Source organism: Melioribacteraceae bacterium (genome assembly GCA_019638015.1).
Taxonomy (GTDB): domain Bacteria; phylum Bacteroidota; class Ignavibacteria; order Ignavibacteriales; family Melioribacteraceae; genus JAHBUP01.
The window spans coordinates 2,676,553-2,699,550 of the sequence record JAHBUP010000001.1 but is presented as its reverse complement, the minus strand read 5'-3'; the positions used below and the strand labels follow the sequence as shown (position 1 = coordinate 2,699,550).

Sequence of the window (22,998 nt, the reverse complement as noted above, 5' to 3'; positions counted from 1 at the left end):
AACATTATACAGGGCAGGATAAAAATGGTACTCGCTTTTTCTTACAGAGAATCTTCGGCTAAGGCAATATCAGGTATTTCGGATTCAAATTTAATATCCCAGTATTCTTGAAAACCCTCTACCAAACAATTTTTAAGAAGGTCATATTTAATAGATTCGTTAAGTATAGATTCTATTTCAGTAGTGGTTGAGATTAATTCTTTACGCAGATTACTTTTTGTATCTTCATCTGTATTAAGGTAGTTTGCCAAATTTCTATGGTAATTCCCGCATAAAATAGAGCCGTGCTGAAGGATTACTTTTTTCATTTTACGCTGAGCACTGCCAATTAATTTTTGTCCATTATATTTTACCTCATTTTTTGCTGTACTTGCAAAACACAATGCTCCTGAAGGTTCTTCTAATAATTTAGAAAAATTAGGCTGAACATTTTCGAGTGCAGATTCTCTCAGCAGAGGATTGTATTGAGCTAATCCTTCAATTAACGCTAATGAAATTTTTTGATAGAGTTCTCTTGGGGAGTATTCATAATTTAATGGATATACCACTGAATATGTGATTTCCTCCGCATGAAGAATGGCTCTGCCTCCGGTTGGTCTTTTAACTATTTCAATATTATCTGCAGTAGCGGTTTCTAGATTTATATCTTCAAACGATTGATTTGCTCCTAGTGAGATGCAATAAGGTTTCCATCTATAAATCCTAAAAAAAGCGATATCAGAATTACATGCCTCGGTTAGAGATATATCGAAATCCATATTGTATTTACCGGTGCAAAGACCGGAATCAATAAAATACCATTTCATTTTCGGATTATATTACGCGTTGATTTCGACATAAATTCAAGAATCATTTGTATGTATGGCGAGGAAGGGAAGTTATCTTTTATTTTAGTTTTTGCTTCCTGAAATGTAAGTCCGCTATTATAATAAATATGGTAAGCGCCTTTTATTTCTTCTATTTCCTGGACCGAAAATCCACGTCTCTTTAATCCTACGATATTTAATCCCATATATCGCGCTGGATAACCGGAGGTCATTAAAAATGGGGGAACATCAGTATTCACCATCGAGCCGCCCCCAATCATGCAATGTTTTCCAATTCGGTCGAATTGATGCACCGCACTCAATCCACCAATTATTACTTGATCTTCAACTTCAACATGCCCCGCAATTTGAACCGCGTTGCCAATAATTACACCATTTCCAATTGAGCAGTCGTGCGCTACATGGCAATAGGCCATCAACAGGCAATTACTTCCAACCGCAGTTTTTCGAGTGGCGACTGTCCCTCGATGCAATGTTACAAATTCTCTAATTACCGTATTATCACCAATAAATAATTCCGATTCCTCATTGGCGTATTTCAAATCTTGCGGTTTATTTGAAATTGACGCGCCCTGGTAAATAGTTACATTATTACCAATTCGTGCGCCTTCATAGATGCAAGCATTTGGTCCAATTTTACAATTATCACCAATAATAACATTATCAGAAATTATGGCGAATGGTGCGGCTTCAATATTAGAACCTATTTTTGCATTTGGGCTAATTATAGCGGTAGGATGTATTTTGCTCATAGTTAGGATTGAGTTTATTGTTTATTATTTTCTTTAGGTACAATTGCTCCCATAAATTCAGCTTCAGCCACAACAGTATCATCCACATAAGCAATGCCTCTTGCTGAAAAATATTTACTTTTTTTAGAAATCAGTTCGGCCTCAAGTGTTATTTGATCTCCGGGCACAACCGGTTTTCTAAATTTTGCGTTATTGATACTCATAAAATAAACTAAACTATTTTCTGCATCTTTAATTGAGTTCAGAACTAATATGCCGCTAACTTGGGCTAATGCCTCAACTATTAAAACTCCCGGCATTACAGGTTGTCCGGGAAAATGCCCTTGAAAAAATGGTTCGTTAATAGTAACCGATTTTACACCGACAACTCTTTTATCCATTTCAAGTTCAGTAATTTTATCGACCATTAAAAATGGGTAGCGGTGGGGAAGTATTCTCTGAATGGCGTTAATATCAAATACAACGCCTTCCTTTTTAACCAGCTGATATTTTTTTACGAATTTTTTCTGCTGATAGAGAGCACGTATTTTTTTAGCGAATTCTACATTGGCTTTATGACCGGGGCGGGCGGCAAGTATTTGTGCTTTTATTGGAACACCAATTAAAGCCAAATCACCAATCACATCTAACAATTTATGACGCACCGGTTCATTCTTAAATCTCAATTTATTATTACTCAAAAATCCTTCATGGGTTACGCTTAGTTCTTCGTGCAAATTCAATTTCTCTTTAAGTCGAGTTAATCCCTTTTCATCAATATCATGATCAACAATTACAACTGCATTATCAATATTGCCGCCTTGTATCAAACCTTTATCTGCAAGAGCTTCAACTTCACTTAAAAAACAAAAAGTTCTTGCCGGGGCAAATTCAGTAACAAATTCTTTTTCAAGATCGAATAATCCGGAATGCTGGCTCCCGAGTGCTGGATTTTGATAATCTACCATAACAGTTATTCTATAACTATTTAATGGAAGGGCAACAATATCAACCTGTTCTTCTTCATTGTGATGAATAACAGTTTGATCAATAACTAAATAATCTTTTGGTTCATCTTGTGTAACAATACCGGCTTCTATCAATTTATCTACATAAGGCATTGCGCTGCCATCTCCAATAGGAGGTTCAATACCATCGAGCTCAATTATAATATTATCGAGCTGGAGACCAACTATTGCGGCTAGAACATGCTCAACTGTATGAACTTTTGCGGTTCCTAGCCCTAAAGTTGTCCCTCTTGAAATATCAATAACGTAGTCAGCATTTGCGGGGATTTCAGGATTACCTCCTAAATCAACTCTAACAAATCGGATTCCATAGTTGGCGGGAGCGGGTTTGAATGTCATTGTACATTTTGTACCCGTATGTAAGCCGGTACCCGAAAGAGAAACCGGTTTTGCGATTGTTCTTTGAAGCTCGAGCATTAATTCCCTTTATTTACTTAATTCTGAAATTTTCTGCTCCAAAGATGCAATTTTTTCTTCTAATTTTTTAATCTTTTCTATTTGTTCGGGAAGCCCTCTTATATATGATTCTCTTTTTAATGCGGTTTTCAATTCCATTGCGGGGGATCCGAAATAAACTCCAGATTTCATTAGCGATTTTGAAACGCCCGATTGAGCTCCAATTTGAATACGATCTCCTAATTCTACATGACCGGTAATTCCGGCTTGTCCACCCATCATACAATTTTTCCCAACTTTTGTTGAACCGGCAATTCCGGATTGAGCGGACATAACAGTATTTTCCCCAACAACAACATTATGAGCAATTTGCACAAGGTTATCAATCTTTGCTCCGTTCTTCACAATAGTTGATCCCATAGCGGCTCTGTCCACAGAAACATTTGACCCCAGCTCAACATCATCTTCAAGTATAACATTACCAATTTGTGGGACTTTGTGAAATACACCTTTCTCATCGGGTATGTAGCCGAAACCATCAGAGCCAACTACTGTATTGGAGTGGATAATAACTCTATCGCCAATAATACATTCCTCTCTAATCGAAACGTTTGGATAGATCAAACAGTTGTTACCGATTGTTACATCTTCAAGAATTACAGAATTATGATGAATAATAGAATTATCGCCAATCACACATCCGGCAGAGATCACAGCATTTTTACCAATCGCAACATTTGCTCCAATTATTGCATCGGCATGAACTGAAGCTGAGGGATCAATTCCAGTTAGTTTTATTTCCGGCTTAAAATAGTTTATAATAATTTTTTGAAGCGCGGCATTCGGGTTTTTAACTTCAATATAATTTAAATCGGTTCTTATTCTGGGGAATTCAGGACTAATCAAAACAACAGCTGCGTTAGTAGTTGATAAATACTTTTGATAAGCGGGCAAATAAAGAAAAGTTAAATCCTCATTTTGAGCTTCATCAATTTTTGCGACTCCGGAGAAAGTAATCTCGGGATTGCCATAAACAGTACCGCCGACTAGGTCGGCGGCATCCTTCAATTTTATTTTCATGTCAACTCATTTTAGTTTTTCTAAAACAAGATTAGTTAAATCGAATTCTTCTTTAGCGTAAAGGAAAAGAATTTCACCGCTTCTGTCGAATATAAAATCATATTCAAGTTCTTTGGCAATATCTTTGATAATATTAAAAATTCTATTTTGAATAGGCTTCATAACCTCGTCGGTTTTTCTGAAAAGTTCTCCTTGAACTCCGAATTTATCCTGCCGGTATTTTGATATTTGATCTTCAAGTTGAATTAACTCTTTCTCAATATCAACCCTTTTTTGTTCACTAAGAATAAGTTTTCTTTTTTCGTAATCATCATATTTGGTTTTCCACTCTCTCTCAAGTTTACCCAATTCTTCATTCCACTCTCTGATAATGGCATCAAGTTTCTTCTGCGCATCTTGAGCGTCGGGTAATTGCTTCATTATCGCGTCGCTATCAACATACCCAATTTTTGGCTGTGAAAATGATTGAGAAACAAAACCAACTAATAATAATGTAGATAAAAGAAAACTGAACTTTTTCATTTTTTATTCCGATTTGTTATTTGCCTCTTTTGAGACGATCGAGCACTTTAAAAGTAAGATCGAATTGAGCGTCTGCCGAAAGTAAAAAAGTATCACCGACTTTGTCAAACACAAAAGACATACCCTCTTCGGTTCTAACATCGTCTATTGCCTGAAAAACCTTTTCTTTTACCGGCTTCATCAATTGATCTTGTTTTGTAAAATATTCACCGTTTGGTTGACCAAATTTTTGCTCTCTGAATACCTGGATTTTTTGTTCTTTTTCTACGATCGCTTGTTGAGCTTTCTGTTGTTCATCTTGTTTCATCATTTGTGCTTTTTGTTGATAATCGGCATATGATTTTTGTAACTCAACACCCATACTGTCTGCTTCTTTTCTCCATTTAGCTACTAAACCATCAAGGTCGCTTTTAGCTTTGATAGCCGCAGGATACTGAGCAAGAATTATTTCGGAATCAACATAACCGATTTTTTGTGTTGTTGTTTGTGCCGATACTACTACTGCAATAAAAAATATCGAGAGTATAATTAGTTTTTTCACTTTTACCTCATTTTATAATGTTAAATTAAAATCCTTTGCCAAATTGAAAATGGAAAACCCATGATGGTTTTTGTCCATCAACACCAAGTCGATCGAAGCCATAACCGTAGTCAAAGCCAATTAATCCTATAGGGTTAAGCATTACACGTGCACCAACGCCCACCGATCTCTTTAAGTCAAATAAATTTGTGTTCTTCATGTCTTTATAAACATTACCCGCTTCAGCGAATGCCAATAAATAAATTGGAATAGGTTCTTGCGCCAATGAAAATCTTATTTCAGTTGTAAATTTAGCCATTACCTGACTTCCCAGAACTCTTCCGCTTGCATCGCGCGATCCTAAACTTCTATCATCATAACCACGAAGTGGAGCAGTGGCAATTATTAATCCGCTTCCTCCCATGTAATATAGTTCGAATGGATTGATGGGAGTATTAGGTTCTAAAAATTTTATATATCCTAGCTCAGCATTTGTGTACAATACCAATCTGTTTGTATTAAACATTGGTTTGTACCACTCACTTTTAAAATCTAGTTTGAAATAATCTACGTTGCCGGGGAGAAAAGGTCCCCCGGAAAGTTCTGCATTTAATAATATTTTTGATCCTCTAGAAGGGAAGATTGGATTATCGATATCGGTTCTCGAGATTGCGGTACCTAAAGTATATTGACGGCTCAACCCTTGCGGATAATTTCCGAGTCCTTCAATTACATCATTATATTGAAATCTTAATGTTCCCTGAATATAGAAAAAGTCATCAGGCCAGGTTAATCTTCTACCGGTTCTTAATGTAATACCTGATTGACGCAGATCGTAAACATATCGCTGACGTGTATCAAATAAATCAAAACCAACTGAAGTTGGTGTATCCATGAACCAGGGTTCTGTAAATCCTAATGAAAAAGTTCTATAAAAATTGCCTACGCCAAATTGCCAATTAAAATTGAGAACTTGTCCGCCACCCATTTGGAAAGGTTCAGTTATTGAAAAATTAGTAAAAGTAAAACCAAGCGCTCCACTAAAGCCAAATGCACCGCTATAACCAACTGAAGCATTTAAATAGTCGCTCGATTTTTCAGTTACTTTGAAAATTAGATTAACTAGACTATCGTTAGCCGGGCGATAGTCAACACCGCTTTTATATAATTCCTCAACATTAAAATACTGCAGATTTGATAGCTGCTGAATGCTTCTCATAATTAAACTGCGGCTAAAATAATTACCAGGAATCGTGTAAAGTTCTCTTCTAATTACCTTGTCTTTAGTTTTTTCATTCCCCAAAATTTCTACTTTACCAACTTTAAAACGGCTGCCTTCATTTATTTTAATTCTGATATCAATTGAATCGGGGGCTACTTTCTCTTCCGTAGCATCTATCTGAAATGCTAAATATCCATTATCTTGATATAGAGAAGAAACATCTGATTGTTTTTCGTTGAAGTGTAAATTTTGAGTAAATCTTTCAAAATCAAAAATTTCACCGGATCTAAAGCCCAACCTATCGCTCAAAATTTCTTTATCGTAAACTATATTGCCTTCCCAGATAATATCTCTAACTTTGTATTGATTGCCCTCATAAACATCAATTACTACATCCAATGTTTTTTTATCGTCTGAAAGTATCGTTGTATCATTTAAAACAACAAAATCTCTGTAGCCATTTTTTCTATAAAACTTAACCAAACCTTCTTTATCTTTTTCAAAGTCGGAGCGTTTAAAATTTGGAGATGACCAAAATTTCCACCAGCGAGGCTCACTTGTTTTATCTAACTCGCTAACTAAATCGTCATCTGAAAACGCGCTATTACCTGTAAATCGAATATCGTTAATGTTTACTTCTTCACCCTCTTCAATATTTAATACAACAACCGTTCTTTCTTTTATTCTAGCTAAAGTATTTATTGAGCGCAGTTCATCAAGTTTATATTCTGTTTTGTATTCCTTTGATAAATCTTTAACATTACGCCAGGTAACAAAAACTTTTTCATCTGAAGTATCGGCTTGAAAAAATGTATAGTACTCAGGAATAACTTTAGCATTTAAAAAACCTTCTTCCTCATACAATCCCAAAATTTTAATTACCTGTCTATTTATATCCTGAGGTTTTAAAGTTTGTCCGCGAACTACGGTTATCTCTTTGTTTATTTTAGTCTCGCTCACTTCGTCGTAACCAATAGCTTCAATTTTTTCCAATCGAGAATATTCTTTTACTGCAATTTGAATAAATGCCCCGTTATCTACTTTTTTCTCAATTAAAATTTGGGCGTCTTCAAAAATTCCAAGATTCCATAATCTTTTAATAGCCAGATTAGTCTGATCCCCGGGGATAGATATTTCATCTCCAATTTTCAAACCGCTATTGGCGATGATGGTTTGAGCATCGGCGGATTTGCTTCCAGTAACCGAAATACCTAAAACTTTATAGCTTACTTTTTGTGCTTGGGAATAGATGTTTGAGAAAGCGAATAAAATAATAAAACTATACTTTATGCAGTTTTTTAGAGTGTGTAGAAACATTATTACTCATTTTAATTTTTTCAGAAAGTTGTTCACTTACAAGTCCAAATCTTCTTTCACGTCTTTGAAAATCTTTAATAGCTTCCAATAAGTTATTCGTTTTAAATTCGGGCCATAATATATCTGTTACAAATATTTCAGAATATGCAATTTGCCAGAGTAAGAAATTACTTACTCTTAATTCTCCGCCACTTCTAATTAATAGGTCGGGATCTTTAAAGTCAGATGTTGATAGATGTTTCGAAATAGTTTCTTCACAAATATCTGCCGGTTTCAATTTTTTATTAAGAACATCGTGGCTTATAGCTTTTACTGCTTCAACAAGTTCCCATCTGCCGCTATAGCTCAATGCCAAATTTAAAATCATTTTGGAGTTGTGGGAGGTTTTCTCAATCCCTAATTCAAGCTCTTGACATACTATATCGGGAAGCATTCTCTTATCACCAATAGATGTAAGTTTAATTCCGTTTTTGTTTAAGTCATTAATTTCTTTGCGCAGACTCTTCACAAAAAGCTTCATCAGCGTGGAAACTTCATCCTTGGGTCTTTTCCAATTCTCAGTAGAAAATGTATATAGTGTAAGAATTTTTACATCGAGGGCAACACACGCTTCAACAATTTCGCGGACGGTATCAACCCCTTTTTTATGACCGGCGGCTCTGGGAAGGTTGTTTTGCTTTGCCCATCTGCCATTTCCATCCATTATAATTGCAATATGATGAGGGATATTTCCGGATTCTTTTACAATATCTATTTGTTTTTTATCAGAAGCGCTTAGAATATCACTCAACTTTTCTTTCTACCCTTAATTTTGGCTCGAAAAAATAGTCCTCAATGGGGTAAATGTCAAGGTTTAGAATTTTGGGAGATTTAGTTGATGCTTCCTTGAAGTGTAACTACTTTAATCTGTTTTTGCGTTTCTTCGGATAAAGAGGACACCAAAAGAGAAGCTTTCACAACAGAATTATAGGGAACTCCCAAAAATAGAGTAATTCTGCTCTGAGGATATTGATGGTTGTAATGGGTTAAAAAATCCAGCTTAGTAATAAAATTGGGATTATTTAGCTCTTCTTCGGTGACTGTTAAACCTATTGCTATTTTTTTCTTGTACTTTGCGACGGCATCAATTTCATAATCTCCCATTTTTGGGGGAGCGGGCAAATATTTCCCATACTTTCTGCTTAAAGTTAAATAACCGTTCTGCCAGAAATGGTCAATTAGTAAATCCACTTTCTCTCTTGGAGATTGCCTTCTCATCATTATCTCAATTTATAATTGGCATAATTGGAATAATTGGTGAAAATCTATCTGCACGTATAATCTTTATATTATAGATATGATCGTATTCGAACATTTTTATTTCATTAGACCCAATCACGCGTGCGTAAACCACTTTTTTGCCGGTTTGATTACATGTAATGAAATAAGGTTCCACAGTAAGTTCATCCAAACCGTACAAAAATCTAACTCTATTTCTATGTAAAATTGCCGATGAGAACATTAACGATTTCATAATAACTCCTTAATTATATGTTCTAAAAACGCCAATAACTTTTCCGATAATGGAGAAGTCTTCGCTTTCGTTAACAATTATAGGTTGATACTTTTCATTTTCGGGAACGAGATGGATACTTCCATCATGGTTCTCGTATCTTTTCATAGTTGCTTCATCATGCAAGAGAGCGACAACTATATCACCGTTAGAGGCAAATTGCTGAGGGGAAACAATTACCAGATCCCCTTCAAGAATTCCGGCATTAATCATACTATCTCCGCGTACTTTCAAACCGAAGCATGATTCTTTGTTTGCCATTAAAAGTGAACTGTCCATTAAAAAATTTCCTTCTATGTTTTCCTCTGCCAAAATCGGCTGACCGGCTGCAACTCGTCCAACTACCGGAATCTCTACCATATTATCGGATAGTTGCTTCGATTTGTTTAGCGTTTTATTAATAATATTTATGGTGCGCCCCGAATTATTTAAGCTATTGATATATCCCTTCTTAATTAGTGCATCAATATGACGTTTTACGCCGAATGTGCTTGCAATATTAAAATGGGTGCCAATTTCACGGTAAGTAGGGGAATAACCATTTTTTTCAGAATATTCATCGATAAAATTGAGAATATCTTGCTGGCGGTCGGTTAGTTTTGATTTCATATCTTAGTGCTCCAATGTTCACTACAAATATAGTGTACATAGGAGCACTTGTCAAGATAATATTTTTGGTGTAATCAAATATTCAACAAGTGTTTGTTTATTAATAGCCGCGTAGAGACGCTATAAGTTTATGTGTAAAATGAGAAATAAAATAAGAATGAGAAAAGCCGGCAAGTGATTATTTTATAAAGAGATATGAGATTAAAGACTAAAAAAGGCAATTTGAGAATTTTTACATTAATTGCCATAAAATTGCACTTTTTTACAAGTAATTTGAGAAAATAATAATGGTTGTTTAATAGGTCTTAACTAGCCCATAAAAACCTATTTAATGGCGTTTAATAAGGGTTTATTGCCCTAAAAAAGACTCCTCGCATGGATTACCCCAAGCCGATTTTGTCACTTTAAATGTCACTTTAAACCCCGATTTTAAAGTGACAAGAAAAATTTTGTCACTTTAAAGCAAAGCTTTATAAAATAATAGGTTAGAGTAATTATTGTTTTGGTTGTGAAAATATTTAAAGTGACAGAAGTGACAAAAAATGCGGTAAAAATTGTATGACTTTGTGTCAATATATTAAAGCTGACTGACTTCTGCTACGCCCATGACGACGTCTTCCGCCTCGCGGTTAGGAAGAAAGTCAGCCAGCAAAACTCTGGCCGACTGTGTCATGGATTTAGCGACTGCAATTTATTTAAATTAGAAATGAGTTACAATCACTAATAATTGTAACCTTCGGTCGGATCTCCGCAAATAATTTCACCGCTAGTTTCTTGTGGGGGGTATTTGTTCTCTTCATGGAGTTTAAGATTTTGAATTAACCATTTAGATAACCATATATTATTATAGATACCTTTTCGCAGCTGGGAGTATGGAATCCAGCGTTCATGCTGAATATTCTTTTTAATTGTGAACACAAGAAAGACAGCATTTTTAGAGAACAAATCAATTCTTAATGGGTTTATTTTGGTATAATTAACTACTTCATGCGGTGGAAGTGGTTTGATTTTTTTTAAGAGTGAAGGCAACCATGAATCAGATTTGTTCTCCATTGCAACTTATCCTTTTGTAATGTGGATTGGGGATTCTCATCTATGAGTTAGTTTTATAGCTTCAATTTCTACTTTCATTAGCCCAACAATGGAGCCAATAGTTTGATTAATTGCATTAGCTCGTGGAATATGTTTTTCCCCACCTTCTGTTTGTAATTTATCAATCATTGAATATGCAGCATCTTTTAAATTTGACCAGCGTTTATCGTGGGGCAATTGCATAATACCTTTGGGGTTTTCTGATTCAGCTGGTAGAAATTCGTTTAAAGCTTCCTCAGCTTTTTCAATTTTTATAGAGATGAGATTAACATCAGTTGATATTATTACTTCTTCTTCTGAAATCTTATAATCAATTATCTTTTTGGTATTCGTTTTGTGAAGAAAAGTTTTGCCCTTCATCTTTTGTAATTTACTCTCAAGTAGCATTCTTGATCTCCTTAATTAGTTTGAGTTGACTCCGTTTTAGTTCGATAATTTCGGGATACTTCAATATCTCTTTTTGTAACTCTTTATTGCGCCAGGCAATCATTGAAGCAATATATTTATCGGGAAGAGAAAGAGATGCAGAATTTTTGTTTATAGTATATTGGTTGCCTCCGGGTGAAGAATTCTTATGTCTAATAAATCGAATTTCCGAAGAAGTTCTATGTAGGTTTAAGTATAACCTCTTTTTTCTAATTTGTTGTTTTGTCCATAATTTATTTTTATTAAATACTTTCTGAAAATGTCCGGCTATCTCAACATCACCCATGGTTTTATAGTTTGCTCTAAGAAAATCAATTTGTTCTCCACTCCAATATTCCATTTCAATTCTTTGAAGGCCCAATTCATAAAGTCGGTTCCTTGTGACCGTCAGTGTAAGTCCCAGTTTAAAGGCAAGTTGTTGGTTCGTGAACTTTGAATAATTCTCTAAGAGAAAATTATCCATTTCAATTGTCCATATTGTTTTCACCCCGCTTGCCATTAACTTAAATCCTTTCCCATTTCTTTATAAATTTCTTTAAAATACCTACCAAGTATTGCGTATCCTCGATCGTTTTTGGGTAAAATAGTTATGGATAAAAGCGCCAAAACTAGTGCTACAATTATTCTAAGGGTTGTGAATGCATTGGATATAGTTTTCATAAAAACTCTTCGAAGTTTTGATGAATTGATAAATCCGGCATAATGTAAATTGTATCTGATTTGAAGCATTGGCCTCGACGATTAATTATGATTGAGAAGTCTTCAATTACAGGAAGCTGTGTTTGATCGAAGACTTCTTTACCAAAATGATCTTCATTAATTGTTAAACCGGCAAAGCCCAGTTCTTTTAATCTATTGGGCAAGTGTTCATTATAAAGGTGAGGAAGAATACTGGCATATACTACCGCATTATTTTTTACAATGTAGCGCCATGTTTTCAGATCGTGCAGTGAAAAAGTAATTGCATCAAAAAAATATGGAGCTTGCTGCCAGCTGAGAATAAAATCATCTTGAGTTGTAATAAAGCATTTTTCAAAATAGTGACGGGCAAGTTTGAGATAGTAGGGGAAATGTTTTGATTCACATGGCTCACCACCGGTATGCATTATTGATTTATGGGAGGCTGATAGTTTTTTATATATGCCGGGTAAATTATTAATTACTGTATCCCATTCAGCTTCATTGTGTTTAACCTTTTTTGTAATACAATAACCGCATGTGCGAGGGCACTCAATTGTTTGAATATGTTTAACCATTTTGCCCCCTATCAATTATTTTGTGTTTTTCCCGAAGGTTATTAATTAATTCTTTATCTCTGTGATTGAAATTGGCAAGCTTGAAAAACGCATGTGAATCATCCAGCTGGGAAGCCACAACTATTCTTTCATGCTTAGTTAATGCGGCAAAGATTAGTTTGTGAAATATCTTTCGAGAGATTTCTTTAGCGCCTTGTGGTAATGGAGATTCATCATCGACCATGATTCCTAAATGTTGTACAAATAAAATAATGTCCAATTTTGAAGTATCTATTGTTACTCTGTGAGGGCGTTCTAATATATTTAACTTATCCATTTATGCCTCTCTTTTCATTTTCTACAGCTTCACGTTCAAGGGGTTTGTTATCGTGTGATTTCCAAAAGCAGATATAAGCCCAAATTATTGTTGACCAGAAGCCAATGAAACCAAGACGTTTGCGCTGAAGATAATGAGTATATTCGTGTACTTTTACTTCCTCAGTATCTCTGATTGATTCAAACTCTGTTTGCTTGCCGCTGTATGTATAGTAAACTCTTTTAACAAACGCACCACGCAAACCGGTGAAAACACCTTGCGCGCAAAAAGGAATATTGGAGGAGAGAAAAACATCCATCTCTTTGATTTTTGTAATTGCTTTTTCTTTTCCGAAGATATTCCATAATATTTTCCAAAATAGGTATAGCATAATTCACCTTTAATTTTGAGTTACTTGAGAAATTTCGATTTTCATATCGATATGTTCATTGATTACTTGTTGAATATTATCGATGACCTCTGCGGAGATCTGCGACGGAACAACCTTTTCATCAATTTTAATATCTGCTTTTAGCGCAGGGCGCTGGAAGAGAGCATCCGGCACACTAATAGTTAAATAGATAGCGATTTCATCCGGATGAAGTGAAGGCTTTTTGTCTGTAATACGAGTAGAAGCTTTCCAATTACTTATTTTTTTTACTACCAAATATTTACTGAACTGCATAACCCCTCCAATTAATTTGATGCCAGGCATCGTGGTGGAAATTTAGCTGTCATTTCTTTGCAATATATTTTTGCGTTTTCGTATGCATTATTCTTACCTCCATGAATTCCATCACTGAATAATTTACACGCAACTGTAATTCGCTTACCGTTTTTTTTACGCTCTATTTGAACCTCGTAACCATGAGTATTATTGTATCCCTCTATTCTTTTAATGTTATTCATAATTCTCCCTAATTAAATTCCATGAACTATAGTTTGGCCCAGAATATTGTTGATAACATCTAAACCAGATTTTGTTTTAATTGATTTTAACTTACTCTTTTCTGATTTTTTTCTTTTTTTTTGTAACCTACGGGCAATTGCTGCTTCATTGTAGCATTTTGGAGAGCAATAATTTCTTCTAGCTCCTTCAGTAATTACTTCTGTTCCGCAGTTAAGACAAGCACTCATTTTTTATTTGCTCCGGCTCTATTTTTTTTTGAATTGGGAAAACATTTAAAGCAGTACTTAGCATCAGGATTTCGGTCGACAACATTTTGTTTAAGCCGTCTACGGCATTCGGGATTTACGCATTTTTTATTACTCAATATTTTGTAGGACTGTTTTTTCATTTCTTTGCCTCGAATAAGTTTAGGTTATCGGAATTCTTTTCCTCTCTCCAGTTATAAATTGATTGAACAGAAACACCGAGAATTCTAGCGGCCTCACTGTAATGGATATGTCTGTTTTTTTGTGCCCAGGCTTTTTTTGCATAGACCATAGATTGGTTACTGAAATAGAAGGAAGTAGAACCGAAGCGTTCGTGCAGTTCCATATACTTTTCTATTCCAACCACTTCGATCATAATTTTTTGATCGTTAGTGAAAAAATCCAAGTAATTTGGGATTTCTTTTATCCAATCATAATTCATTTGTTTCGTCCGAATCTGGGTGATACAATACAGTGTTAAATATTGCTTTTAACACCTCCAACATGAGGTGCCAAAACCAGAAAAGAAAAAGAGAAATTGCAATCATAACTATGAAGGCAACAAGCAGAATCAGAATAGCTATAGCTAATTTTATCATAAAACCTCAATGGCTTTTATTACTTTTTTGACATCTGCTTTGAGCAAAAAGGAAATGTGATCTACTTTAGCAACACGGCGGATAAAATTGTTCAGCGCGGAATCTGTTTTTTCTTTTACGTAAGGATGATTGAACCAACGGCCATCGATTAATTCGAGCTGAGCAACCGAAGCAAATTTCGAATCTCTTCCGGCCAAATGATCATATTTACCAATGCCGTAGTTACTATTCCTTTGTACATCACTCTTGCGTTTTTCCCTAAAGCCTCTTTCCCGAAATACATCAAGAAGAACCTCAGCCTGTTTGTAATTGAGATCTTTGCAAGAGGAGCAAGGTTCACCATTTTGGTCAACAAAACCGCTGAGGGCATCGCGGTATTGCTGATCGGTGAGACCAAGCTCCGATTTTGCAATATGAATTTTTGTAATCTGAGATTTCGATATTTCTTTTTCGGAAGCCACCGTTTTAATCCTTTTGTTCTATCTTAATTTCAGTCCAGTTGATTTCGTAGTAGGACTTTTCGGATTTTGATACTTTACAGCCGGCTGCCTCGAGTTGATCTGCTGTAAGGAGACCCTTGTCAGCATCGGAAAGAATTTTTTGTTTGTTTAGGGAAGTTTCAATAGTTATATATTTAGTGGCAAAAAGATTGCTGAATTTTTCTTTGGCATATTCCCAAGTAAATTTTTTCGTATTTACCAATTTCAGTGAAGATTTACCGAAGCGGAAACCAATAGTGCCATAGGTTAGTTTTTTACTTCTGGTTGAAGCAAATTCTTTTTTATTTCGTTTACAGAATTCATGAATTTGATTTTCATAATGTAAAATTTTTTCTTTCAGCTCTTTTATATCCGGCTCATGAATTTTTGTAATCTCAATTATTTTTTTCTGCAACTTATTCTCTTTGGTTTGCGCCAAATTTGTAAGCACAGCAATATTCAAAAGAACATCATTTACATCTTCAACGGAATTCAATACCGGTTGGTTAACTGGTTTCATTAGTATCCCCCTTGTGTTGGTCATCAAATAAGGTGGGGTCATCAATGTCAATTTTTACAGGATAATTTTTTTCGAGCATTCCTTTCATATTGATTAGGAAATCTTGATCTTCTTTGTTTTGAGACCTAAGCTCTTCAATGAGGTTCTTGATTTTTTTGTGCTCGTCCACCGCAGGTTTAAGCGATGTGAGGCGTTTTGTTAGACCTTCGATTGCTTCAGAACGATTTCGACAATTGATCGCAAAATCATTAAGAAAATCAACCGCAGCTGTTACTTTGTCGGACATGTAATTCCTCCGTTAAATTGTTAGTTTTAATAAATTTTTGTAATTCAAAAACCAGATAATATTTGGTCTGTTTTTGGGACCAATTATTGTTTGACCGGGAAAAGATTGAACGAGATAAAAAGGAGCGTTGGTGAAGTAATTTCTGCGAGCGCTAACAATATGAAGAGGCCAGTTGGATTCATCATTGAGATAATCTTTTATTTGATGATCGGTAGCTCTACCTCCAAGTGTAATTAACGCATTGAGGTACACAAAAGCATCATCAGCAAATTTTTCTCTCATCTTATGGTAAATCTCAGCTTTTATATCATTGCCATTAAAGAGCCAATCGGGATGCTGAATTTTTGGTACTTCCTTTTCTTGGTTGAATAATGGTAAATCATGAGTTATTCCAAATTTGCTGATCAATTCTTTTTTATGGGCATTTTGCTTAAACATTACTTCACCTTGCAATTAAATTACTTTTTGATAACTGCTTCCCTTTTCAATTTGCTGGCGGTAGAGGAACTTGTAAGTCTTGCGGAGTTCTTGGTAATATTCTGCGAGTTTAAAGAACTGTTCGCTTTCTTTATCCTTGATTAGGGTTAATTGGCCATAGACTTCGCGTGCCAGCAGATCCACCGCCTCAACTGTTGAAGCAGTGTTTGGGAATTTTTCTTTAGCGATTGCAATAATTTCTTCTTGTTTTTTCATGCTAACCTCAATGATTGTTATTTTTTCAGAGTCGGGATCAGTGAAAATCCCGGATTTAAGTTGTATCCAATTCCAGTCGCAAAATTCGTGGATGATAGAAGCGCAGAGCATAAGGATAAAATCAGCGCCTAAGAGTTGTTTAATTTTTGTAAGATCGTTGTATATGGATGTCAGTTTCATTTAGATTTCTCTTTGTTTCTTTTTAGTTTGAGAGTGTATTTGCATTTGTGGCAGAGCCTCGCAGTTTCGGATTTCCTAACAAGATCAGCCTGCATTATGTTTAGGACATTCTCGCAACGCTGAAGTGGAGTACCACACAATGTTGTGGTGAGAGATTTTATGGCGCTTAACAAGTGGTATATTTCTTTTTTCTTTTTGGGCATTTCAATCCTCATTTGTTCTATTTTTTTTACCAAGAGGAGTTATGGTGATAACTGTTTTATTTTTTACGATAAGCTTTGCTTTGAAGGTCTCAGATATTAGCAGAATCCCACGTGTGTCATCAGATTTATAACTAGCATCTTTTAATATTGCATTAATGGCATTTTTAGCTAGTCTTAAGCGGTCGTTATAATTGGTCACAGTTTCTAACTGTGGATTGAACCGCTCAATAAATCTCTTACATACGTGGTTTGAAATTTCAATATCCATTTCTACCTTTACATTAAAAGCATTGATGCGGCGTCATCAATCAAATCGTCAGAAATCAGTTCGCCGGTGTTTTTTGTAGTTCGTTTAACTAAAGAAATAAGGTGTTCTAACAATCGTCCATTTTGTTTGGAGAGCTGCAGAAATGTCGCGGCAAATTTTTCACCGTCGGGATAGTTGACAGAAAGAATTGCTCTGACATCGGCAAGTATGAAATTTTTAACTTCTTTTTGAATTCCAATTCTGGAATAGAGTTGCTGCAGCTGTCCGCGATCGCCGCGTAATTTTTTCTGCAGTCTGGATGTACCGGCAAGAATAATACCTATGTTAGTGAAGTCATGAACTCTACGAATAATTTCCAAACATGCTGTGTTGAGGTTTTCACCTTCATCAATAATTAATAAGCGGTTTGTGTCTCTAAGCTGATTAACAATTGAATCGAACATAACAGCAACACTGTTATGCCCGATGATTTTTAACTTGTTGCACATCTCGCTTATAAGTGAACGAGGTGAAACAACAGGTGTTACTTCAATTAAAATTGAGGTTGGATTTTTACGATGATATTCCGCAAGGGAAATTGATTTACCAATTCCAGCCTCGCCAGTTATTAATCCTATTTTTTTATCGGTGAGACTATAATCGATAATCTTAAATATTTGTTGCGCTGCAGTAGTGTTAACAAATTTAAGATGACCCTCCGAAGTTTTCCGTAATTCAACCGCTGAAATATTTTCGAGATAATTTTCTACTTTAGCGGCAATTTCGGGTTCTGTTGCCGGTACTGGAAATTTGTTGTTACGAAATTGATTAACGTATCCGCCACTGTAACCTATTTCTTTACCCACCTCTCTATCGGTAATTGCGGGATTAATTTTAAGGAAAGAATTGAGGCGTTCGCGGATTTTCTGGATTTGCTCATTTGATGGATTTGGCATATCTTTTTGTACTCCTTCATTTAGGTGTTGCGAGTGATGTTCCGGAACCGTGTGTGCACCGCCATTGGCGGTCAAGTTGGCGCTTGAGCACGGTTCCGGTTTTTTATTTATTTAGTGAATCATAAAATCCTTATAGTCTTGCTCAATAGTTAGAACCCGTTGATAACCCGGCATCGACCTTACCCGATCAATAGGGGCATCGGAATTAAATAAAAGAAGAAGTGGAATTTTATATTGTGAGCATGCTTCGAAAACTCTGGTATAAGTAGAATCAATAAAATCGGCATTATGTATTGTTAAAAATTTACCATTTAGATGGGCCGGTAGCATATCAAATTTTATTTTAGGATGTTTCATAATTGTAGAGAGTCGGTTTAATAACATCATTGAGGAGGAAGCATCTCTAGCGTTAATTGCAACGTGTTTTTTATCATCATTCATACTGTTAATAAAAAGCGCTTGGTAAGAAGCGGGCATATTAAAAATAATTGCACATGAATTAGTTCTAATTACTCTGTGAAGTATTGAATTGAGCTTATTGTGAGAATTCTTTTTCAGTTTAACTTGTGCAGTCATATTCATTATTAAGCCTCCGCAGCACGGTTTTGTTTAGGATCGATATTGGCATTATCCCAGCTATCTAATAAATCTTTTTTCCTGGGTTTAGATTTGGATTTGATTTCTGTTTCTTGAACTTCCGGTATTTCTTCTCCGGCAATTTGTATCAAATTAATTTCGGAAAACTGTTTTTTAGCGGTTGGATAAATATCATTGGAAAGTAATCTTTTCGCATCTCCAACAATAGAATTTTTAAGTGATTGTTTCCTTGCCAGCTGATCGTGAAGTTGTTTAACTTCTTCTTCCGTGCCAAGTATTCCGGCAGCCGGATGCACTTTATCAATTCGCTTGGCTTCGCAAATGAACTCACCATGTTTATCATAAACGAATAAAGAATCTTTTTCGAGTAAATCAAAACGAACAATTACATCATCCCACTCTTTACCAAATAAAGCTTCATTCCAATAGGAGGTATTAAACATTCTAATACCATTACGGTAGATTGTTTTTACTTCCAGCTGCAGCATTAAGTAGGTAAGTTCTTTTGGATCAACGCCTGGGCCTTTGCCCAGGTTAAATATTTCAATTGGAGCAATTCCCTTTAAGTGACCATCCTGCTGAGGACGTTCAGCGTATTTATCAAACCACCATGCAATTGCTTTGTGTGCTGTATAAATATCAATTGAAGTCCCATGCATAAACTTATCATAGAGTTTATTATGTAACTTTTCTCCTCGATTGGTACGAGGAGGCTTCATTTCAATTGAGGTACCGGTATAAGTGGGAACCAATCTTTCTAATTCCGCAAATGAACGGAAAAATCTTTCAATAGTTTTACTTTGAGCATGATAAGGGATTGCTGTAATTACTTTTGTACCGGTTCTTTCAAATAACCCGGTTATGCCGGCTGATCTGAGGTCTGTTCCATGAAAGAATTTTGCAGAGAAAGCTCTGCCATTATCGAGGTAACAAATTTTTGGATATTTACCGAGCCGAAGTATAGATCTTCTGAATGCAACCGCTATTGCCTGAGTATCTTCGGTAGGCGTTATTTCCCAACCGAGGGGCATTGAGGATTTCATATCGAAAAAGCCAACCATAGTCATTCTTTTTGGTTTGCCGGTAAATGGATTAATAACTTCAAAATTTAATACGTGCCCATCGGCGACAATAATATCACCAACTTCAATCAATGAATAATCGCGTTCTAAAAATGGAAGCACTTTATCATCGAGCGCTTTTTCGCCTTCACGGAAGAAAACATAATCGGCATAGTGTTCTTTCTTCCAGTCTTCGAGGTATCGCCTGTATGTATGAACACTTTTAATATTGTTGAATCTTTTTGCAATAAAAATGTCCATTGCCTGGCGGACTGTTTCGCTGATTAATGGTTTGTTTGGATTTAAGAATAACTGTATTAGTACCGATGATTCTGCCGGAGTTACACTAGAGGGACGGTTTGTTTTATATGAAGGAGCTAATGAGCGGTAATCGTTATTATTTTCTTTATAGATTTTTTTCCAGCGTTCAATAGTTTTAAAAGAGGTCTCTCCTAGTTTAGAATATAATTCCGGAAAGGCATGTTTATAAGCATCAACAAAACGTTTCTTGGCTTCAACGGTGCTGTTCTCGGATTGATGCGCGAATTCTAAATATGCTTTTATCAGATCAACTCTCGCGAGAGCAATTTCAAGTTGTTTGGGTGAAAGTTCATTTTCAGAATCTGGTTTAATTTTAGTTGATTGAACAGTGGGAAGATTCATTTCGGAAGAATTATTTTGAGTTAATTTATATTGAATAGTAGCAGGAATTGCCGGGTCAGTTATTTCTATAAAGCCCTCTCCATTTATTTTTTGATATGTTATATATTTACCACGTTTAGCGCGCTGCCTGGTAGCAGCGTATTCTCGAAACCAATCGGATGGTTCGGATAGTTGCGCGAGTTGTTTTAATGATATTAATTGTTTACCCATGTTGCGCCTCAGCACAGTTCATTTTTTACAATGAAAGAAACAAGCTCTGCTTTGTTTTTTGAATTTGATTTTTCTTTCATGTTATCGATATGATTATTAACCGTGAAGGGGGAGAGATTAAGCTTTTCTGCGATCTCCTTATTTGTTAACCCATCGGTAACATATTGCGCAAGTTCAAGTTCACGTTTTGTGAAAGGATTTAGCATTGGTGAAGTGATTTTAATTTGATGACCTGAAGTCATCAGGTTTTGAATCACCTCATCTTTCACACAGGCTTCTGTTTTTAATTTTGACAACTCATTGTCCATAAAAATGTATTTACTTATTAAATAACTGATTAACATAGTTATTAGCATTATTACCAAAATTGCAATTACAATAATTGCTAACGAGCTGACGAGTTCCATCATTTAGCCCCATATTGTTTATAGATTAAGAAAAATTCAACATTAGCGTATATATTTAATAGATTATGAATTATTAGAGCTTCGTAAAAATGTGTCTGAAATATTATTGCAGAAAGAATATTACCAAGAATATAGGCGAACATCCCTCTGTAGAGACGCAATCTATAATTATTATTTTGTGGTACTTTAATGTAATTGACTAAGCAAAGTATGATCACAAATAGCAAAAATGAATTATTAATAAAAATCATTTCAGTTGGAATGGTGTACCATGAATCATTTAGAAACGTGAATAAATATGAGTGGATAAATAAAACAGTTGATATTATGTACGCAATCTTTGAATTGATGATAAAGAGTAATAAGATTAATGTGAATAGTGAAAACTCGATAGGGATGAACAAATGAAAAATTAAAATATTGTTAATGCAGTTGAATGCCAGTATTGATATTAAAAATTGTGCAAGAGTAATAAGAACTATATAAATGCTAAAAATGAAAATCTCTTTTTCAATCAACTCCTTCCTTCTATTAGAGATCATATAAAAGACCCCAATAAAAGGAAGAAGCATTGAAAAGGAACTTATTATAGAAATATAGTATCCAATTGTTGTTAACATTTTTTAACCGCAATAAGGTGGGCAAGGTTGAGCAAATTCTAATATATATGTTCCATTGCTCAAGGTTAGTACTCCAGTTTTTCTTACTTGAACTTTTATCACTGCGGTCTTAGAACTTAAAGATAAAAATTCGAGCACCTTCTTTTTGCTGAAGAAATGAACTACAGTCTCTGAGGATATATTTTTGACATTATTTGATAGTTGCTTCCTCTGATCACCGAGTACATAAACTTGATTGTTGATAATACCAAAGGATAACCCTTTCTCAGTATTTCGGGCAAAATTACTTAAATCAGAAACTGCAATTTCTTGTTCTGCCGTTACCTCACCGAAAAGAGGAATAGCATCTTTTTCAATAAATATTTTGCCAACGTCCTGGCATAATACGGTTGATGAAATTAAGATTAGAACGACGAGCAGAGTTTGAATAATTCTCATTTTGAACCTCCTAGTTAAAAAAGACTAATGAATTAATGTGAAATAAGCATTTACAGTACCGAAAAACTTTATTAAATTACTTTTGCTGAATCCGTGACAAATCTTTTATGACATTCTCGATTGCTTTGATAGCTTTTTTTGATTTGCGTTCGCCACTTAACAACATGTTCACATACGGCTGAGAATAACCTGTCTGGCGCGCTAGTTCTGATTGATTGATGAGTTTTTTGTTGAATTTCATAAAAGTAGTTAATTATCACTATTGTTATTAAACTATAACAAACATAAAATTTTATACTATTTATGTCAAGAGAAAAAACATAATAATTTATACTCATGAAAATAGACAAGAATACCTATAAACGGATTGTAGGGGAACGTCTTAAGAAGTTTGCAGAGTCTAAATATGAAAAACTTACAGAATTTGCTGAAGCCATAGAAATCAACATAAAATCTTTACATTCAATATATTTTAAGGGGAAAAGTTTACTTGGAGCGGAGAAGCTATTTAAGTTGATCCAGATGGGGTGTGATATTGCATGGCTACTAAATCCTGATAATATAGATACAGATCTTCCTGAAACTGCCAATTATTCCAATAAGCAGCAAATTCTTTTAATCAAAGAATTTGAGGTAAATTATACTCGACTTGAGGAAGAGAATATTAAACTCAAAAAAATGCTTAAAGACATTCATAATCTGGGAATAAAAATATTTGAAACTTCAGCACCTCAAAAGGGTAAAAAAGTCGGAAGAATAATTCCAGACCAAGCTGAGGGGGATTCTGCATCAGAAGTATAATATTTAGAAT

General features: G+C 35.1%; 37 protein-coding genes. 1 reads left to right on the top strand and 36 read right to left on the bottom strand.

Translation table 11 applies throughout. From position 1 onward, the window contains the following. Positions 1-41 precede the first annotated feature (41 nt). From KF816_11680 to KF816_11505, 36 genes are all read right to left on the bottom strand, one after another. On the bottom strand, positions 42-806 hold the full coding sequence (locus KF816_11680; protein ID MBX3008671.1) for a hypothetical protein: 765 nt from the start codon (positions 804-806) through the stop codon (positions 42-44). Beyond that, a complete protein-coding gene (gene lpxA, locus KF816_11675) occupies positions 803-1,579 on the bottom strand; it encodes an acyl-ACP--UDP-N-acetylglucosamine O-acyltransferase (protein ID MBX3008670.1) in 777 nt (258 codons plus the stop codon). The genes KF816_11680 and lpxA overlap by 4 nt, the downstream gene beginning before the upstream one ends. Before the next feature lie 14 nt (positions 1,580-1,593). Next, positions 1,594-3,003, bottom strand: coding sequence for a bifunctional UDP-3-O-[3-hydroxymyristoyl] N-acetylglucosamine deacetylase/3-hydroxyacyl-ACP dehydratase (locus KF816_11670; GenBank protein MBX3008669.1), 1,410 nt, complete (start codon positions 3,001-3,003; stop codon positions 1,594-1,596). Between the two features lie 9 nt (positions 3,004-3,012). After that, positions 3,013-4,062, bottom strand: coding sequence for a UDP-3-O-(3-hydroxymyristoyl)glucosamine N-acyltransferase (gene lpxD, locus KF816_11665; GenBank protein MBX3008668.1), 1,050 nt, complete (start codon positions 4,060-4,062; stop codon positions 3,013-3,015). A 6-nt stretch (positions 4,063-4,068) separates the two neighbouring features. After that, complete coding sequence (locus tag KF816_11660; GenBank protein MBX3008667.1) at positions 4,069-4,584, bottom strand: OmpH family outer membrane protein; 516 nt, start codon at positions 4,582-4,584, stop codon at positions 4,069-4,071. 16 nt (positions 4,585-4,600) lie between these two features. Further along, positions 4,601-5,125: an OmpH family outer membrane protein gene (locus KF816_11655; protein MBX3008666.1), complete on the bottom strand. Its 525-nt coding sequence runs from the start codon at positions 5,123-5,125 to the stop codon at positions 4,601-4,603. Between the two features lie 25 nt (positions 5,126-5,150). Continuing rightward, complete coding sequence (gene bamA / locus KF816_11650; protein ID MBX3008665.1) at positions 5,151-7,643, bottom strand: outer membrane protein assembly factor BamA; 2,493 nt, start codon at positions 7,641-7,643, stop codon at positions 5,151-5,153. Continuing rightward, positions 7,606-8,433, bottom strand: coding sequence for an isoprenyl transferase (locus KF816_11645; protein ID MBX3008664.1), 828 nt, complete (start codon positions 8,431-8,433; stop codon positions 7,606-7,608). The genes bamA and KF816_11645 overlap by 38 nt, the downstream gene beginning before the upstream one ends. Before the next feature lie 80 nt (positions 8,434-8,513). Further along, entirely contained in the window at positions 8,514-8,873 is a 360-nt protein-coding gene (locus KF816_11640; GenBank protein MBX3008663.1) for a hypothetical protein, read from the bottom strand. Positions 8,874-8,907: 34 nt separating this feature from the next. Beyond that, positions 8,908-9,156, bottom strand: coding sequence for a hypothetical protein (locus KF816_11635; GenBank protein ID MBX3008662.1), 249 nt, complete (start codon positions 9,154-9,156; stop codon positions 8,908-8,910). Between the two features lie 9 nt (positions 9,157-9,165). Then, complete coding sequence (gene lexA, locus KF816_11630; GenBank protein ID MBX3008661.1) at positions 9,166-9,804, bottom strand: transcriptional repressor LexA; 639 nt, start codon at positions 9,802-9,804, stop codon at positions 9,166-9,168. A 720-nt stretch (positions 9,805-10,524) separates the two neighbouring features. After that, positions 10,525-10,857: a hypothetical protein gene (locus KF816_11625; GenBank protein MBX3008660.1), complete on the bottom strand. Its 333-nt coding sequence runs from the start codon at positions 10,855-10,857 to the stop codon at positions 10,525-10,527. Between the two features lie 36 nt (positions 10,858-10,893). Beyond that, a complete protein-coding gene (locus tag KF816_11620) occupies positions 10,894-11,283 on the bottom strand; it encodes a hypothetical protein (GenBank protein ID MBX3008659.1) in 390 nt (129 codons plus the stop codon). Beyond that, on the bottom strand, positions 11,273-11,809 hold the full coding sequence (locus KF816_11615) for a hypothetical protein (GenBank protein ID MBX3008658.1): 537 nt from the start codon (positions 11,807-11,809) through the stop codon (positions 11,273-11,275). Before KF816_11615 ends, KF816_11620 begins: the two co-directional genes overlap by 11 nt. Before the next feature lie 11 nt (positions 11,810-11,820). After that, entirely contained in the window at positions 11,821-11,982 is a 162-nt protein-coding gene (locus tag KF816_11610) for a hypothetical protein (GenBank protein MBX3008657.1), read from the bottom strand. Continuing rightward, positions 11,979-12,578 (bottom strand): 4Fe-4S cluster-binding domain-containing protein, encoded by a 600-nt coding sequence (locus KF816_11605; protein ID MBX3008656.1) that lies wholly within the window; start codon positions 12,576-12,578, stop codon positions 11,979-11,981. The genes KF816_11610 and KF816_11605 overlap by 4 nt, the downstream gene beginning before the upstream one ends. Beyond that, positions 12,571-12,894: a hypothetical protein gene (locus tag KF816_11600; GenBank protein MBX3008655.1), complete on the bottom strand. Its 324-nt coding sequence runs from the start codon at positions 12,892-12,894 to the stop codon at positions 12,571-12,573. Before KF816_11600 ends, KF816_11605 begins: the two co-directional genes overlap by 8 nt. Next, on the bottom strand, positions 12,887-13,264 hold the full coding sequence (locus KF816_11595) for a hypothetical protein (protein ID MBX3008654.1): 378 nt from the start codon (positions 13,262-13,264) through the stop codon (positions 12,887-12,889). The genes KF816_11600 and KF816_11595 overlap by 8 nt, the downstream gene beginning before the upstream one ends. 9 nt (positions 13,265-13,273) lie before the next feature. Beyond that, a complete protein-coding gene (locus KF816_11590; protein MBX3008653.1) occupies positions 13,274-13,558 on the bottom strand; it encodes a hypothetical protein in 285 nt (94 codons plus the stop codon). 11 nt (positions 13,559-13,569) lie between these two features. After that, a complete protein-coding gene (locus KF816_11585) occupies positions 13,570-13,782 on the bottom strand; it encodes a hypothetical protein (protein MBX3008652.1) in 213 nt (70 codons plus the stop codon). A 12-nt stretch (positions 13,783-13,794) separates the two neighbouring features. Continuing rightward, complete coding sequence (locus tag KF816_11580; GenBank protein MBX3008651.1) at positions 13,795-14,010, bottom strand: hypothetical protein; 216 nt, start codon at positions 14,008-14,010, stop codon at positions 13,795-13,797. 157 nt (positions 14,011-14,167) lie between these two features. Beyond that, positions 14,168-14,470 (bottom strand): hypothetical protein, encoded by a 303-nt coding sequence (locus tag KF816_11575; GenBank protein MBX3008650.1) that lies wholly within the window; start codon positions 14,468-14,470, stop codon positions 14,168-14,170. Beyond that, positions 14,460-14,627, bottom strand: a complete 168-nt coding sequence (locus KF816_11570) for a hypothetical protein (protein ID MBX3008649.1) — start codon at positions 14,625-14,627, stop codon at positions 14,460-14,462. Before KF816_11570 ends, KF816_11575 begins: the two co-directional genes overlap by 11 nt. Beyond that, complete coding sequence (locus KF816_11565) at positions 14,624-15,088, bottom strand: regulatory protein GemA (protein ID MBX3008648.1); 465 nt, start codon at positions 15,086-15,088, stop codon at positions 14,624-14,626. The genes KF816_11570 and KF816_11565 overlap by 4 nt, the downstream gene beginning before the upstream one ends. 4 nt (positions 15,089-15,092) lie before the next feature. Next, a complete protein-coding gene (locus KF816_11560; GenBank protein MBX3008647.1) occupies positions 15,093-15,626 on the bottom strand; it encodes a host-nuclease inhibitor Gam family protein in 534 nt (177 codons plus the stop codon). Next, positions 15,613-15,912, bottom strand: coding sequence for a hypothetical protein (locus KF816_11555; GenBank protein ID MBX3008646.1), 300 nt, complete (start codon positions 15,910-15,912; stop codon positions 15,613-15,615). The genes KF816_11560 and KF816_11555 overlap by 14 nt, the downstream gene beginning before the upstream one ends. Before the next feature lie 12 nt (positions 15,913-15,924). Next, positions 15,925-16,350, bottom strand: coding sequence for a hypothetical protein (locus KF816_11550; protein MBX3008645.1), 426 nt, complete (start codon positions 16,348-16,350; stop codon positions 15,925-15,927). Positions 16,351-16,365: 15 nt separating this feature from the next. Further along, the gene (locus KF816_11545) at positions 16,366-16,785 is read right to left on the bottom strand and encodes a hypothetical protein (protein MBX3008644.1); all 420 of its coding nucleotides are present in this window, start codon (positions 16,783-16,785) and stop codon (positions 16,366-16,368) included. A gap of 204 nt (positions 16,786-16,989) precedes the next feature. Next, entirely contained in the window at positions 16,990-17,256 is a 267-nt protein-coding gene (locus KF816_11540) for a hypothetical protein (GenBank protein ID MBX3008643.1), read from the bottom strand. Between the two features lie 8 nt (positions 17,257-17,264). Beyond that, the gene (locus KF816_11535; GenBank protein MBX3008642.1) at positions 17,265-18,191 is read right to left on the bottom strand and encodes an AAA family ATPase; all 927 of its coding nucleotides are present in this window, start codon (positions 18,189-18,191) and stop codon (positions 17,265-17,267) included. A gap of 111 nt (positions 18,192-18,302) precedes the next feature. Then, entirely contained in the window at positions 18,303-18,773 is a 471-nt protein-coding gene (locus tag KF816_11530; GenBank protein ID MBX3008641.1) for a hypothetical protein, read from the bottom strand. A gap of 2 nt (positions 18,774-18,775) precedes the next feature. Next, positions 18,776-20,722, bottom strand: a complete 1,947-nt coding sequence (locus KF816_11525; protein ID MBX3008640.1) for a transposase — start codon at positions 20,720-20,722, stop codon at positions 18,776-18,778. 8 nt (positions 20,723-20,730) lie between these two features. Then, a complete protein-coding gene (locus KF816_11520) occupies positions 20,731-21,132 on the bottom strand; it encodes a response regulator transcription factor (GenBank protein MBX3008639.1) in 402 nt (133 codons plus the stop codon). Next, positions 21,129-21,749, bottom strand: coding sequence for a hypothetical protein (locus KF816_11515; GenBank protein ID MBX3008638.1), 621 nt, complete (start codon positions 21,747-21,749; stop codon positions 21,129-21,131). The genes KF816_11520 and KF816_11515 overlap by 4 nt, the downstream gene beginning before the upstream one ends. Before the next feature lie 3 nt (positions 21,750-21,752). Further along, positions 21,753-22,187, bottom strand: coding sequence for a hypothetical protein (locus tag KF816_11510; GenBank protein MBX3008637.1), 435 nt, complete (start codon positions 22,185-22,187; stop codon positions 21,753-21,755). A gap of 76 nt (positions 22,188-22,263) precedes the next feature. Next, positions 22,264-22,428, bottom strand: a complete 165-nt coding sequence (locus tag KF816_11505; GenBank protein ID MBX3008636.1) for a helix-turn-helix transcriptional regulator — start codon at positions 22,426-22,428, stop codon at positions 22,264-22,266. 95 nt (positions 22,429-22,523) lie between these two features. Here KF816_11505 and KF816_11500 point away from each other — a divergent pair, with 95 nt between their 5' ends. Then, positions 22,524-22,988, top strand: a complete 465-nt coding sequence (locus KF816_11500; protein ID MBX3008635.1) for a helix-turn-helix transcriptional regulator — start codon at positions 22,524-22,526, stop codon at positions 22,986-22,988. Positions 22,989-22,998 lie beyond the last annotated feature (10 nt).